The following is a 12,670-nucleotide window of genomic DNA, read 5'->3' on the forward strand; positions in this document are numbered from 1 at the left end:
CCGGCGTCAGCCCTGCCCAACCGTCCGGTAGACGTGGACCGCGGCGCTCTTGTCGTTCGTGGCCGTGGAGACCAGCTCCAGAGTGCGCGGACCGCCGTCCTCCGGGAAGATCCGCTTGCCGCCGCCGAGCAGCACCGGCATGACCATGAGCCGCAGCTCGTCCACTAGGCCCTCGCTGACCAGGGTGCGGGCGAGCAGGGAACTGCCCAGCACCACTACGTCGCCGCCTTCGGCCGCGCGCAGTTCCCGGACGCGGGCGAGGGCCTGGCCGCCGGGCACGAGCGTGGTGTTGTTCCAGCTCAGCTCGGATTCGGCGAGGCCGGCGGAGACGACATACTTGGGAAGGGCGTTCATCCGGTCGGCGAAGGGATCACCGGCCCGCCCGGGCCATGCGGCGGCCATGGCCGTCCAGGTGCGGCGTCCGAAGAGCAGCGCGTCGGCTTTGCCCAGCGCCTCGTCAAAGGCACCGCCGATCACCTGGTCATCGAAGAACGGCCCCACCCAGCCGCCGTGCGCGAAGCCGCCGTCGGTGTCCTCGCCCGGCCCGCCCGGCGCCTGCACGACGCCGTCCAGACTCATGAAGTCGGCCAACACGATGCGCATGGAGTTCGCTCCTCATCCTCACTGGGGTCTACGACGATGCAGACGCCTCCGCCGCGCGAAAATCATCGCTGGACGCCGAGCGTATGCCGGAGCGCGCGCCGCGCCGGGGGCTGGGCGGGCGCGGAGCCAGGGTTGGCGCGGCAGCGCAGGGGTGGCACGCCTTCAGGCGGGGAGCTGGTGTGCACGGCACAGCGGGCTCGGGCACCGGGCGGGCGATGTGATGAGATGACGGAGTGAACGGTTCTCCCCCGGCGGCGGATACCCCCGACGCCCCTGCCACCCTCCGCGTCACCACCTGGTCGCTGGAGCAGACGGCGCCGGACGAGCTGCGCCCCGTCCACGAAGCGGACACCCGTACCGCAGTGCGGATAGAGCGGGCCGGGGTGCCGAGCCCGGAGTTCAGCCGCTTTCTCTACACCGCCGTGGGCGGCGACGTCACCTGGACGGACCGGCTCGGCTGGGACCACGCCCGCTGGCGGGCGTTCCTGGAGCGCGCGGGCACCGAGACCTGGGTGGCCTGGGAGCGCGGTACCCCGGCCGGGTTCGTGGAGCTGGACGCGCAGCCGGACGGCGTAGTGGAGATCAGCTACTTCGGCCTGCTCCCGGCCTTCCGGGGCCGGGGGCTCGGCGGGCGGCTGCTGAGCGTGGGCACCGCCCGCGCCTGGGACCTGGCGGCACGCTGGCCCCAGCGGGAGCCGACACGCCGGGTGTGGCTGCACACGTGCAGCAAGGACGGGCCGCACGCGCTGCGCAACTACGAGCGGCGCGGCTTCCGCGTCTTCGACGTCCGCACCGAGGACGAGCCGTACCGTCCGCCACCCGGCCCGTGGCCCGGCGCGTTCCCCGCCGCCCCCTGACCACCCGGCCGACCCCACGCCAGCACGCCGCTCACCTGCGGAACAGCGAAGAGCCCCACCGCTCCGGCGGGAGTGGCGGGGCTCAGAGTGCTGATCGGGCGGTCAGCCGTGCGACTTGGCGAAGGCCACCAGTCCGGCGAACCCCTCGGCCGTCAGGCTCAGGCTCGGGCCGTGCGGGTCCTTGCTGTCCCGGACCAGGAACTCACCCGTAGCCCGCGCATACTCCGGCGCCCACTGGACGCACTCGCCGCCCATGCCGTTGCTGTAGCTGCTGCTGGTCCAGTCCGGAGCGGAGCTCTCGTTAGTCATCATTTTCGTACTCTTTCAGGTACTCGCGGAACACGGTCACGCTCTCCTCGCTGTCAAGGGCCTTTGAGCGGGCAACGTCCATGAGCGTCGCCAGCTCAACCACGTCGGCCGGAGTCTCGAGGGACACGCCGGACGCGAACGACTCCACGTAGGCGAAACTGGCACCATCCTGGAGGGTGAGCAAGCTCAAGCTACCGCCCAGCAGCGGGTGCACTCCACTGGCGAAAGGGAGCACTTGCACTTGCACGCCACTCTTTGACTCGATCACCTGGAGTATGTGCCGGATCTGCTCAGCTATGACGGCCGGTCCACCCACCGGCCGACGCAAGGCCGATTCATCCATGATCGCCCAGTACAGCGGCGGCTTGGCTGAGTCCAGCACCGCACGGCGGTGTGCCCGCTTGGCGACTTGCAGTGCGATGTTCTCGGCATCCTTGCCCGGCATCGTTTCCGTGTAGAGCGCGGATGTGTAGGACTCGATCTGTAGCAACCCCGGCACCACGCTGGAGTTGAACGTCTGGATGCGGGCGGCACGCTTCTCCGCCTCCAACACCTTGTGACCCCACTTCGGCGTCTCTGCGGCGAGAGCCACCGCCAGGGCCAGTAGGTCTCTGATGAGCCCGTCCATGCCGTAGAAGTCGTCCATGGCCTCCGCCAGGGTGACGGACGGCAGCTGCTCGCCGCTCTCCACGCGGCTCAGGTACGTGTGCGGGTACCCCAGCTTCTCAGCGAGCCCACGCAACGACAGACCGGCTTGCAGGCGCGCCCTCTTGGCCCGTGCGGCGAGCATCCCCGCAGGTGAAGCGGTCCCTTCGTTTTCTTCCGGTTCCAGCTCCAACGGCCTGACCTCCCCTCAAGAGACTGTTCACTAACAGTATTTGGTCACACGCCATCCGTATACCCCACTCGTTGTTTTGGTGAAGCTTGGGACAGCGACACCAGCAGACGAAGGGAACGGCACTGCCATGACCTACCGCCCGCCCCAACCCGCCCAGACGGACGCCATAGAGCAGTTGGTGGCCGCTCCCGTGCCGGACCGGGAGCCCCTGGCGCATCCCGTCTGCCCCGTGTGTTGCGCGGCGGCGTGGGACGGGATCGCCGCTCGGCAGCGGCAGGCCCCGGTGCGGTGCCCACTGCGGTCAAGTGATCTCCGCGCACTTCCACCGGACGGGCCGGGACGGGAGGGCGGAGCAGCGACCCCCGGTGCCCCGCAGCACCCCCGCGCAGCCGTACCGGACCCCGGCCACAACGACGCGCCCGCGCCCGGTGACGACCTGGCCGAACGGCTGGCCAGGTTGCGAGAGGACATCGCACGCCACTTCAACAAGCTGGGGAACCTGTGATGCGCGAACGCTACGGATTTTGGCGCTTCCGCGTGGAAGCCGACCTTGAACCGGATGCGGAGCCCCGCACCTTCACCCCGCACTGTGCCGTGTGCGGCGACCGTGGCCCCGTGGTGGAAGCCGAGAGGCAAGGCACCCCAGAGACGCAGGAGAAAGCCGACCACGAAGCGCGGACAGCGGCAGCCGGGTGGATCGAAACCCACCGGAGCGTCCCCCGCGAACACCTGTCCTACCGCCTGACGGCCACCACCCCGTACCGCATCGTTCCGGGAGCGTGGGAATGAGACGCCCCGACTACTACTGGTGCGAATTCGTGGTCCGCAGCTCCGTGGACGGGCGGGAATGGTTCCTTGGCGGTTACCGCGCCAGCTCCCCCCGCCTGGCCCTACGGTGGCTACGCAGCCGGGCACACCGGGTAGCCAACGCGCTGGACCCCATCCCCGGGCGGGGGCCGTTACCGCCTGAATCCCTGCACGCTGTCAGCATTCAGAGTCCCAACCCCGGACACATCTTCCGGAAATGGGCCACCGACTTCGCACAACAGGGCTGGCAAATGGACGCGCTGCTCCACGGCCTGAGCGTCAGCATTACCGCTGGCGGCCCAGACCGAATCGTCGGTCTCGCTGACACAGACGTTTGTTTCGCGCTCACCTGCCGCCCCATCCTGCTGGGCGTCGTGACCGCGGGGCGCCTCAGTCAGACAGGCAGTGCGGCCGTCATCGCTTCCAGGAACTGGAATGCGCTTGACCTGGATCGCATCAGCCCTGCGGACGCGAGCAGCCCGGCGAGCGAGATCAACGCGCTCGCTGACTATTGCGACGGCCCAGAGCAGCGCTGCGCGGATCACGACTCCCCCTGATCTCCGCCCCTGCCGGGACGTAACCGACAAGGTTCCCCCACCTCACGGAATCCCCGGCGGGGGCGGTGCAAGCCCCGCTAACGGCGAGCCGATAGCGGTTCTGGATGCGCAGGCGACAGTGCGCGCCCAGGCAGTGAAGAAGGCGAAGGCGGCGGCACCTGGGAGTGGGGCGACTACACCCACCAGGCGTACAAATCGGCGTTCGGTGACCTCAACATCCGGTTCTGGACCGGGAGCGAGGAAACCGAACGTCGCCGCAAGGTTCTGGATCGGGTGTACGCAGGTATCGGCGTCACCGAGCGCGGGAAAAAGGTTTCCACCCCGCTCGCCACCACGTCCGCTTGGGCGGGGCCGTTTCCGCCACCCCCGGAACCGGTTCCGGGGGTGGCGCGATCCGGTCAGGATCAAGTCCTACCTTATGAGGGTGTACACACACGGGCGTTCCATCCGGCGCATATCGGTAGCCGTCTGCGGGGTGGAAAGGCGCTTCCCTGGTGGGCCGGTCGTACACCGAGAACTCCGACCGGGGGAGCCGCTTGGACGGGCAGATGCCGCACGCTGGATGGTCAGCATCCTTGGGACTCACGAAAGGCTCAGCCATAGCGCGAGCCTAGGCCCGCGTGAGGGGCCGGTAAGCCCGTCCGGCCGACTCCTGGCCCGCGTGAGCGCCCATACGGTCCCGTCCACGCGTTGCCCCGGCGGCGTGTGGACGGGGCCTTCCCGCTGTCCCTCGCGCATGACGCTGTCCCTCGCGCATGATGGGGACGGAGGCCCGCCGCTAGAGGGTGACGCACACCACACGTGTCCGCACCGTGGGACACCGGTGTCCATATGATGGATAGCGGTGGACTGGCCTTCCCCCGCGTGCGACGCTTCTGCTCATGTCCACAGCTGGAATCGCCTTGGTGAGTCGACGGCACGTCGATCTCGGTCGCATGTCCAGCGCCATCTGTCCGGCGGGCTGACAGTCCCAGCACCGACGCCTCACCGACAGACCTCACGCACGTAGCCCCCGCCGTCGCGGGCGCGTGTCACCCCTGACTTTCCCGCCAGCGCGGTCGCGAGACCGCGTGTCCGCCGCGCCCGCCTGCCCGCACGCGGGGGCGCGCGCCTCCCGCCCGGGGAGGCGAAACCCGCCCGCCCGTCAGCCCGAAGGACCTGCCACCATGGCCGACCAGCCCAAGCCAGCCGCCGCCCCGACGCGCCGCAAGCCCGGCCGCCACCGTGGCGAGGGCCAGTGGGCCAAGGGACACTTCACCCCGCTGAACGCCAACGAGCAGACCAAGAAGGACGACGACGGTCTCAATGTGCGGACACGCATTGAGACGATCTACGCCCACCGCGGCTTCGACTCCATCGACGGCGCCGACCTGCGTGGCCGCATGCGCTGGTGGGGCCTGTACACCCAGCGCAAGCCCGGCATCGACGGCGGCAAGACCGCCATCTTGGAGCCGGAGGAGCTGGACGACGAGTTCTTCATGCTGCGGGTACGCATCGACGGCGGGCGGCTGACCACCGAGCAGCTGCGCGTGATCGGTGAGATCTCCCAGGAGTTCGCCCGGGGCACCGCCGACATCACCGACCGGCAGAACGTCCAGTACCACTGGATTCGCATCGAGGACATGCCGGAGATCTGGCGCCGCCTGGAGGGCGTGGGCCTGTCCACCACCGAGGCGTGCGGCGACACCCCGCGCGTGGTGCTGGGCTCGCCGGTCGCCGGGATCGCCGCCGACGAGATCATCGACGGCACCCCCGCGATCGAGGAGGTGCAGCGCCGCGTCATCGGCAATCCCGCCTTCTCCAACCTGCCGCGCAAGTTCAAGTCCGCCATCTCCGGCTCGCCGCTGCTGGACGTGGTGCACGAGATCAACGACGTCGCCTTCGTCGGCGTTGACCACCCCGAGTACGGGCCCGGCTTCGACGTGTGGGTCGGCGGCGGGCTGTCCACCAACCCGAAGATCGGCGTGCGGCTGGGCGCGTGGACGCCGCTGGAGGAGGTCGCCGACGTCTACGAGGGCGTCGTCAGCATCTTCCGCGACTACGGCTACCGCCGCCTGCGCACCCGCGCCCGGATCAAGTTCCTCGTCGCCGACTGGGGCCCGGAGAAGTTCCGCCAGGTGCTGGAGGACGAGTACCTGGGCCGCAAGCTGGCCGACGGCCCGGCTCCGCGCACGCCGGTCGAGCGCTGGCGCGACCACGTCGGCGTGCACCGGCAGAAGGACGGCCGCTACTACGTCGGCTTCGCCCCGCGCGTGGGCCGGGTGGACGGCGCGACGCTGACGAAGATCGCCGACCTGGCCGAGGCGCACGGCTCACAGCGGGTGCGTACCACCGTCGAGCAGAAGATGCTCGTCCTCGACGTGCCCGAGGAGCAGGTGGCGCCGCTGCGCGAGGGGCTGGCGGCACTGGATCTGACCACCGAGCCGTCCCCGTTCCGGCGCGGCACGATGGCCTGCACCGGCATCGAGTTCTGCAAGCTGGCGATCGTCGAGACCAAGGGCCGGGGCGCCGCGCTCATCGACGAGCTGGAGCGCCGCCTGCCGGACTTCGAGGAGCCGGTCACCATCAACCTCAACGGCTGCCCCAACTCCTGCGCCCGCATCCAGGTCGCGGACATCGGCCTGAAGGGCCAGCTGGTGCTGGACGAGGACGGCAACCAGGTCGAGGGCTACCAGGTGCACCTGGGCGGCTCGCTGGGTCTTGAGCCGGGCTTCGGCCGCAAGGTGCGCGGGCTGAAGGTGACCGCCGCCGGGCTGCCCGACTACGTCGAGCGCGTCCTGCGCAACTTCTCCGAGCAGCGCACCGAGGGCGAGCGGTTCGCCCAGTGGGCGGCCCGGGCGGACGAGGGGGCGCTGAAGTGAGCGAACGCGCGGCGCCGTTCTACTGCCCGTACTGCGGGGACGAGGACCTGCGGCCGTCCGAGGAGGGGCCCGGCGCCTGGGAGTGCGGCGCCTGCAACCGGGCGTTCCGGCTCTCCTTCCTCGGGCTGCTCGCCCGTGGTTTCGAACGCGCTCAGGGCGCGACCGCGCGTCCCGACGACAGCGAAGGGGGAAGGGCATGACCACCGCGACCGACCTGCGCGAGCTGGCCGAGCGTGCCGGACGTGAGCTGGAGGACGCCTCGGCGCTGGACATCCTGCGCTGGGCCACCGGCACCTTCGGCGACCGCTTCTGCGTCACCTCCTCGATGGAGGACGCCGTCGTCGCCCACCTGGCCTCCCGGGCCCGGCCGGGCGTGGACGTCGTCTTCCTGGACACCGGCTACCACTTCCCGGAGACGATCGGCACCCGGGACGCCGTGGACGCCGTCCTGGACGTCCACGTCATCACGCTGACACCGAAGCAGTCCGTCGCCGAGCAGGAGGCCGAATACGGCCCGAAGCTGCACGACCGTGACCCCGACCGGTGCTGCGCCCTGCGCAAGGTGGCGCCGCTGGAACAGGGGCTCACACAGTACGACGCGTGGGCTACCGGGCTGCGCCGCGACGAGTCGCCCACCCGGGCGAACACGCCGGTCGTCGGCTGGGACGAGCGGCGCGGCAAGGTCAAGGTCTCGCCGATCGCCCGCTGGAGCCAGCAGGACGTGGACGCCTACGTCGCCGAGCACGGCGTGCTGACCAATCCGCTGCTGGAGGACGGCTACGCCTCCGTCGGCTGCGCGCCGTGCACCCGCCGGGTGCTGGCCGGTGAGGACGCCCGCGCCGGGCGCTGGGCCGGGCGCGGCAAGACCGAGTGCGGACTGCACGGCTGAGGGGCGGCGAGCGGTCGGTGGAGGACAGGCCGGTGGGCAAGGCGTCGGCGGGCGACAGGACGAGCGGGCACGGGACGCAGGGAGCACAGATGAGTCAGGCGAGCGGCCACGGCGCCACGGTGTGGCTGACCGGGCTGCCCAGCGCGGGCAAGACGACGATCGCGCGGGCGCTGGCCCAGCGGCTGGAGGGCGCCGGGCAGCGGGTGGAGGTGCTCGACGGCGACGAGATCCGCGAGTTCCTCTCCGCCGGGCTCGGCTTCTCCCGCGAGGACCGGCACACCAACGTGCAGCGCGTCGGCTTCGTCGCCGAGCTGCTGGCGTCCCACGGTGTGACGGCGCTCGTGCCGGTCATCGCCCCGTTCGCCGACAGCCGGGAGGCGGTGCGCAAGCGGCACGAGCGCGCGGGCACGCCGTACGTCGAGGTGCACGTGGCCACACCCGTCGAGGTGTGCTCCGAGCGGGACGTGAAGGGCCTGTACGCGCGGCAGGCGGCCGGGGAGCTGTCCGGGCTCACCGGGGTGGACGACCCCTACGAGGCGCCCGCCGCCCCGGACCTGCGGATCGCGGCGCACGAGCAGAGCATCGAGGAGTCAGCGGCGGCGCTGCACGCGCTGCTGACCGGGAAGGGACTGGCATGACGACCGCGACCACGGCCGGAGTGACCGGGGCCGACGGCAGCCCGTACGCCCTGAGCCACCTGGACGCGCTGGAGTCCGAGGCGGTGCACATCTTCCGCGAGGTGGCCGGGGAGTTCGAGCGGCCGGTGATCCTGTTCTCCGGCGGCAAGGACTCGATCGTCATGCTGCACCTGGCGCTGAAGGCGTTCGCCCCGGCGCGGGTGCCGTTCGCGCTGCTGCACGTGGACACCGGGCACAACTTCCCCGAGGTGCTGGAGTACCGGGACCGCACGGTGGCCGCGCACTCCCTGCGGCTGCACGTGGCCTCGGTGCAGGAGTTCATCGACCGCGGTGAGCTGCGCGAGCGCCCGGACGGCACCCGCAACCCGCTGCAGACGGTGCCGCTGCTGCACGCCATCGAGGAGAACCGTTTCGACGCGGTGTTCGGCGGCGGGCGGCGGGACGAGGAGAAGGCCCGCGCGAAAGAGCGGGTGTTCTCGCTGCGCGACGAGTTCGGAGGGTGGGACCCGCGCCGCCAGCGCCCGGAGCTGTGGCAGCTCTACAACGGGCGGCACGCCCCCGGTGAGCACGTACGCGTCTTCCCGCTGTCCAATTGGACCGAGCTGGACGTGTGGCAGTACATCGCGCGGGAGAAGATCGAGCTGCCCGCCATCTACTACGCCCACGAGCGCGAGGTGTTCGCCCGTAGCGGGATGTGGCTGGCCCCCGGCGCGTGGGGCGGGCCCCGGGAGGGCGAGCGCGTCGAGCGGCGCCAGGTGCGCTACCGCACCGTGGGCGACATGTCCTGCACCGGCGCGGTGGACTCCGGCGCCGACACCATCGAGAAGGTCATCGCCGAGATCGCCGCGTCCCGGCTGACCGAGCGGGGCGCCACCCGCGCCGACGACAAGCTGTCGGAGGCCGCCATGGAGGACCGCAAGCGCGAGGGATACTTCTGATGAGCCAGACCACCCCTTCCCCCACCGGTTCCGCCGACGTGGCCGCCGCTGACCTGACCGGACTGGCCGGGAGTTCGCTGCTGCGGTTCGCTACCGCGGGCAGCGTGGACGACGGCAAGTCCACCCTGGTCGGGCGGCTGCTGCACGACTCCAAGTCGGTGCTGGCCGACCAGCTGGAGGCCGTCGAGCACGCCTCCCGCAACCGGGGCCAGCAGGCACCGGACCTCGCGCTGCTGACCGACGGGTTGCGCGCCGAGCGCGAGCAGGGCATCACCATCGACGTCGCCTACCGCTACTTCGCCACGCCCCGGCGCCGGTTCATCCTCGCCGACACCCCCGGCCACGTGCAGTACACCCGCAACATGGTCACCGGTGCCTCCACCGCCGAGCTGGCCGTGGTGCTGGTGGACGCGCGCAACGGCGTTGTCGAGCAGACCCGCCGGCACGCCGCCGTCGCCGCGCTGCTGCGCGTGCCGCACGTCGTCCTCGCGGTGAACAAGATGGACCTGGTGGACTACGCCGAGCCCGTCTTCGCCGCCATCGCCGAGGAGTTCACCGCCTACGCCGCCTCGCTCGGGGTGCCGGAGATCACCGCGATCCCGATCTCCGCGCTCGCCGGCGACAACGTGGTCACCGCCTCGGCGCACATGGACTGGTACGGCGGGCCCACCGTGCTGGAGCACCTGGAGACGGTGCCGGTCACCCACGACCCGACCGGCGACGTCGCCCGCTTCCCCGTCCAGTACGTGATCCGGCCGCAGACGCCCGAGCTGCCCGACTACCGGGGTTACGCCGGTCAGCTCGCCTCCGGGGTGCTGCGCGTGGGGCAGGCCGTCACCGTGCTGCCCTCGGGCCGCACCTCCACCGTCGAGGGCATCGACGCGCTGGGCACCTCGGTGGACGTCGCGTGGGCGCCGCAGTCCGTCACCGTGCGGCTGGCCGACGACCTGGACATCTCCCGGGGCGACATCATCGCCCCCTCCGACGCCGCCGTCACCCCCAGCCAGGACCTGACCGCGACCGTGTGCCACCTGCACGACACGCCCCTGACGGTGGGGCAGCGGGTGCTGCTCAAGCACACCACGCGCACCGTGAAGGCGATCGTCAAGCAGATCCCCTCCCGGCTCACCCTGGACGACCTCTCCCAGCACCCCGAGCCCGGCACACTGGCCGCCAACGACATCGGCCGCGTGGTGCTGCGCACCGCCGAACCGCTGGCCGTCGATGCCTACGCCGACTCCCGCCGCACCGGATCGTTCCTGCTCATCGACCCCGCCGACGGCACCACCCTCACCGCGGGCATGGCCGGTGACGCCTTCGCCGAGGCGGCCTTGGGCACCGCGGCGCCCAAGGCGGCCGCCGAGGACGCGGGGTGGGACTTTTGATGAGCCTTCTGATCCGCCCGGTGACGCGTCCGCTGATGGCCCCGGCCACCCCGGCGTACCCGACGTTCGACCGGCGCGGCGTCCGCGTCGGCAGCGGCCCGCTGGGCAGCGGGCAGGGCGGCATCGGGCGATGCCGCCGGTGACGCCGCCCCGGACCCGCCCGTCCCCCGCCCGCCCCAGCGTGCCTGACGCAGCCCCTCCGCACGTCCGATCTCACCTGCCGTAGCCGCCCGCCGGGTGGCGAACGACGAGAGGACACCCCGAAGTGCCCACCAAACTCGCCACCGCGGCGGCGTCCACCACCCCGGCCAGCGCCCCCGGCTCCCCCGCCCCGGCCGCCGGCGCCGCGCCCGTGCCGTACGCGGTGAAACTGGACCACGTCTCCAAGACCTTCGGCCGCCCGGGCGCCCAGCAGCTGGTGCTGGACGACATCTCGCTCCAGGCGGCGCCCGGCGAGTTCCTGTGCCTGCTGGGCGCGTCCGGCTGCGGCAAGTCCACGCTGCTCAACCTCGTCGCCGGACTGGACCAGCCCTCGGCGGGCACCGCGAGCGTGCCCTTCGGCCGTCCGGCGCTGATGTTCCAGGACCACGCCCTGTTCCCGTGGCTCAGCGCGGGCCGCAACATCGAGCTGGCGCTGCGGCTGGCCGGGGTGGCCAAGGCCGAGCGGCGCGAGCGGGCGCGGGAGCTGCTGGACCTGGTGCGCCTGCCGGACGCGTACGGCAAGCGCGTGCACCAGCTCTCCGGCGGCATGCGGCAGCGCGTCGCGCTCGCCCGCGCGCTGGCGCAGGGCAGCGAGGTGCTGCTGATGGACGAGCCGTTCGCCGCGCTGGACGCCATCACCCGCGACCTGCTGCACGAGGAGCTGACCCGGGTCTGGTCCGAGCGCAAGCTGACCGTCTTGTTCGTCACCCACAACGTCCGCGAGGCCGTCCGGCTCGGCCAGCGCGTCGTGCTGCTGTCCTCCCGCCCCGGCCGGGTGGCGCACGAGTGGCAGGTGGACCTGCCCTACCCGCGCCGCATCGAGGACAGCGGCGTCACCACGCTCGCCCGCGAGATCACCGGCCACCTGCACCAGGAGATCGTGCGCCATGCCCGCCACTGACACCGCGCCCGCCGGCGGCAACCCGGCGCGGGAGGCCGACGACTCCACCGAGATGGCCTCCGGGCTCGACGCGCTGGAAACCCAGCCCGCGGGCATGGACGCCTCCCGGCGGGCGCTGGCCAAGGCGGCACCCCCGCTGCTGGCCACGGCCGTCGTGCTGGCGCTGTGGCAGCTGGTGGCCGCGCTCGGCTGGTCGGCGACGCTGCCCTCCCCCGGCGCCGTCGCGGGTGAACTGGGCGACGCCCTCGCCGAGGGCACGCTGCTGCCCGCGCTCGGGCACAGCGTGCTGCGCTGCCTGGTCGGGTTCTTCGCCTCCGCCGTGCTCGGCGTGCCGCTGGGCGTGCTGCTCACCCGCGTCGCCGTGCTGCGCACGGTGGTGCGTCCCATGCTGACGGCCGTGCAGTCGCTTCCGGCCGCCGCGCTGGTCCCGGTCGCGGTGATCGCGCTCGGCGCCTCGGAGGGCGCGGTGTACGCCGTCGTCCTGCTGGGCGCGGTGCCGTCCATCGCCGTCGGCGTCGCGGCGGGCATCAGCCAGGTGCCGCCGCTGCTGCTGCGCGCGGGGCGCTCCATGGGCGCCACCGGGCCGCGCGGCGCGCTGCACATTCTGCTCCCGGCCGCGCTGCCGGGGCTGATCTCCGCGCTCCGGCAGGGCTGGACGTTCGGCTGGCGGGCGCTGATGACCGCCGAGCTGATCACCGCCACGCCGCTGCCCGGCATCGGGCGGATGCTGGCCGAGGGCAACCAGGCGGAGTCGATGAGCCTGGTGCTGGCCGCCGTCACGCTGATCCTGGCCATCGGCGTCCTGGTCGAGTCCGCCCTGTTCAGCCCGCTCGAACGCCGTGTCCTGCACAGCCGCGGCCTCACCGGCCGCTGACGCCCCAGGCGG

16 protein-coding genes are annotated in these 12,670 nt (G+C 71.8%); 13 read left to right on the forward strand and 3 right to left on the reverse strand.

The window, feature by feature from the left end; genetic code table 11:
• Window positions 1-6 precede the first annotated feature (6 nt).
• Window positions 7-603 (reverse strand): dihydrofolate reductase family protein, encoded by a 597-nt coding sequence (locus tag JJV70_RS00770; RefSeq protein WP_219045519.1) that lies wholly within the window; start codon window positions 601-603, stop codon window positions 7-9.
• Between the two features lie 233 nt (window positions 604-836).
• Here JJV70_RS00770 and JJV70_RS00775 point away from each other — a divergent pair, with 233 nt between their 5' ends.
• Window positions 837-1,460: a GNAT family N-acetyltransferase gene (locus JJV70_RS00775; protein ID WP_219045520.1), complete on the forward strand. Its 624-nt coding sequence runs from the start codon at window positions 837-839 to the stop codon at window positions 1,458-1,460.
• Window positions 1,461-1,562: 102 nt separating this feature from the next.
• Here JJV70_RS00775 and JJV70_RS00780 read toward each other — a convergent pair whose 3' ends face one another.
• Window positions 1,563-1,772: a DUF397 domain-containing protein gene (locus JJV70_RS00780; RefSeq protein WP_219045521.1), complete on the reverse strand. Its 210-nt coding sequence runs from the start codon at window positions 1,770-1,772 to the stop codon at window positions 1,563-1,565.
• Window positions 1,762-2,607, reverse strand: a complete 846-nt coding sequence (locus JJV70_RS00785) for a helix-turn-helix transcriptional regulator (RefSeq protein ID WP_219045522.1) — start codon at window positions 2,605-2,607, stop codon at window positions 1,762-1,764. Before JJV70_RS00785 ends, JJV70_RS00780 begins: the two co-directional genes overlap by 11 nt.
• Before the next feature lie 504 nt (window positions 2,608-3,111).
• On the opposite strand from JJV70_RS00785, the gene JJV70_RS00790 reads away from it, so the two are divergent.
• The 12 genes from JJV70_RS00790 to JJV70_RS00840 all read left to right on the forward strand — a co-directional run bounded on the left by JJV70_RS00790 (window position 3,112) and on the right by JJV70_RS00840 (window position 12,658).
• Complete coding sequence (locus tag JJV70_RS00790) at window positions 3,112-3,396, forward strand: hypothetical protein (RefSeq protein WP_219045523.1); 285 nt, start codon at window positions 3,112-3,114, stop codon at window positions 3,394-3,396.
• 269 nt (window positions 3,397-3,665) lie between these two features.
• Window positions 3,666-3,971: a hypothetical protein gene (locus tag JJV70_RS00795; protein WP_219045524.1), complete on the forward strand. Its 306-nt coding sequence runs from the start codon at window positions 3,666-3,668 to the stop codon at window positions 3,969-3,971.
• Between the two features lie 881 nt (window positions 3,972-4,852).
• A complete protein-coding gene (locus JJV70_RS23440; RefSeq protein ID WP_312024626.1) occupies window positions 4,853-4,936 on the forward strand; it encodes a putative leader peptide in 84 nt (27 codons plus the stop codon).
• 201 nt (window positions 4,937-5,137) lie between these two features.
• Window positions 5,138-6,832 carry a nitrite/sulfite reductase gene (locus tag JJV70_RS00800; protein ID WP_219045525.1) on the forward strand — a complete coding sequence of 565 codons (1,695 nt, stop codon included), beginning with the start codon at window positions 5,138-5,140 and terminating at the stop codon, window positions 6,830-6,832.
• The gene (locus tag JJV70_RS00805) at window positions 6,829-7,032 is read left to right on the forward strand and encodes a hypothetical protein (RefSeq protein WP_219045526.1); all 204 of its coding nucleotides are present in this window, start codon (window positions 6,829-6,831) and stop codon (window positions 7,030-7,032) included. Before JJV70_RS00800 ends, JJV70_RS00805 begins: the two co-directional genes overlap by 4 nt.
• Entirely contained in the window at window positions 7,029-7,721 is a 693-nt protein-coding gene (locus tag JJV70_RS00810; protein ID WP_219045527.1) for a phosphoadenylyl-sulfate reductase, read from the forward strand. The genes JJV70_RS00805 and JJV70_RS00810 overlap by 4 nt, the downstream gene beginning before the upstream one ends.
• An 89-nt stretch (window positions 7,722-7,810) precedes the next feature.
• Window positions 7,811-8,359 carry an adenylyl-sulfate kinase gene (cysC, locus tag JJV70_RS00815; RefSeq protein WP_219045528.1) on the forward strand — a complete coding sequence of 183 codons (549 nt, stop codon included), beginning with the start codon at window positions 7,811-7,813 and terminating at the stop codon, window positions 8,357-8,359.
• Window positions 8,356-9,297 (forward strand): sulfate adenylyltransferase subunit CysD, encoded by a 942-nt coding sequence (cysD, locus tag JJV70_RS00820; RefSeq protein WP_219045529.1) that lies wholly within the window; start codon window positions 8,356-8,358, stop codon window positions 9,295-9,297. Before cysC ends, cysD begins: the two co-directional genes overlap by 4 nt.
• The gene (locus JJV70_RS00825; RefSeq protein WP_219045530.1) at window positions 9,297-10,682 is read left to right on the forward strand and encodes a sulfate adenylyltransferase subunit 1; all 1,386 of its coding nucleotides are present in this window, start codon (window positions 9,297-9,299) and stop codon (window positions 10,680-10,682) included. The genes cysD and JJV70_RS00825 overlap by 1 nt, the downstream gene beginning before the upstream one ends.
• Window positions 10,682-10,825, forward strand: coding sequence for a hypothetical protein (locus JJV70_RS00830; RefSeq protein WP_257573214.1), 144 nt, complete (start codon window positions 10,682-10,684; stop codon window positions 10,823-10,825). The genes JJV70_RS00825 and JJV70_RS00830 overlap by 1 nt, the downstream gene beginning before the upstream one ends.
• A gap of 122 nt (window positions 10,826-10,947) precedes the next feature.
• Window positions 10,948-11,784 (forward strand): ABC transporter ATP-binding protein, encoded by an 837-nt coding sequence (locus JJV70_RS00835; protein WP_374227220.1) that lies wholly within the window; start codon window positions 10,948-10,950, stop codon window positions 11,782-11,784.
• Window positions 11,771-12,658 carry an ABC transporter permease gene (locus JJV70_RS00840; protein ID WP_257573118.1) on the forward strand — a complete coding sequence of 296 codons (888 nt, stop codon included), beginning with the start codon at window positions 11,771-11,773 and terminating at the stop codon, window positions 12,656-12,658. Before JJV70_RS00835 ends, JJV70_RS00840 begins: the two co-directional genes overlap by 14 nt.
• Window positions 12,659-12,670 lie beyond the last annotated feature (12 nt).

Source organism: Streptomyces sp. JJ66 (assembly GCF_019303495.1).
Classification (GTDB): domain Bacteria; phylum Actinomycetota; class Actinomycetes; order Streptomycetales; family Streptomycetaceae; genus Streptomyces.

Coding starts and splice junctions, on each gene's coding strand:
- JJV70_RS00800 (WP_219045525.1), top strand. CDS start 5,138: ATGGCCGACCAGCCCAAGCCAGCCGCCGCCCCGACGCGCCGCAAGCCC.
- JJV70_RS00825 (WP_219045530.1), top strand. CDS start 9,297: ATGAGCCAGACCACCCCTTCCCCCACCGGTTCCGCCGACGTGGCCGCC.
- JJV70_RS00770 (WP_219045519.1), bottom strand. CDS start 603: ATGCGCATCGTGTTGGCCGACTTCATGAGTCTGGACGGCGTCGTGCAG.
- JJV70_RS00840 (WP_257573118.1), top strand. CDS start 11,771: ATGCCCGCCACTGACACCGCGCCCGCCGGCGGCAACCCGGCGCGGGAG.
- JJV70_RS00790 (WP_219045523.1), top strand. CDS start 3,112: ATGCGCGAACGCTACGGATTTTGGCGCTTCCGCGTGGAAGCCGACCTT.
- cysD (WP_219045529.1), top strand. CDS start 8,356: ATGACGACCGCGACCACGGCCGGAGTGACCGGGGCCGACGGCAGCCCG.
- cysC (WP_219045528.1), top strand. CDS start 7,811: ATGAGTCAGGCGAGCGGCCACGGCGCCACGGTGTGGCTGACCGGGCTG.
- JJV70_RS00810 (WP_219045527.1), top strand. CDS start 7,029: ATGACCACCGCGACCGACCTGCGCGAGCTGGCCGAGCGTGCCGGACGT.
- JJV70_RS00780 (WP_219045521.1), bottom strand. CDS start 1,772: ATGATGACTAACGAGAGCTCCGCTCCGGACTGGACCAGCAGCAGCTAC.
- JJV70_RS23440 (WP_312024626.1), top strand. CDS start 4,853: ATGTCCACAGCTGGAATCGCCTTGGTGAGTCGACGGCACGTCGATCTC.
- JJV70_RS00795 (WP_219045524.1), top strand. CDS start 3,666: ATGGACGCGCTGCTCCACGGCCTGAGCGTCAGCATTACCGCTGGCGGC.
- JJV70_RS00830 (WP_257573214.1), top strand. CDS start 10,682: ATGAGCCTTCTGATCCGCCCGGTGACGCGTCCGCTGATGGCCCCGGCC.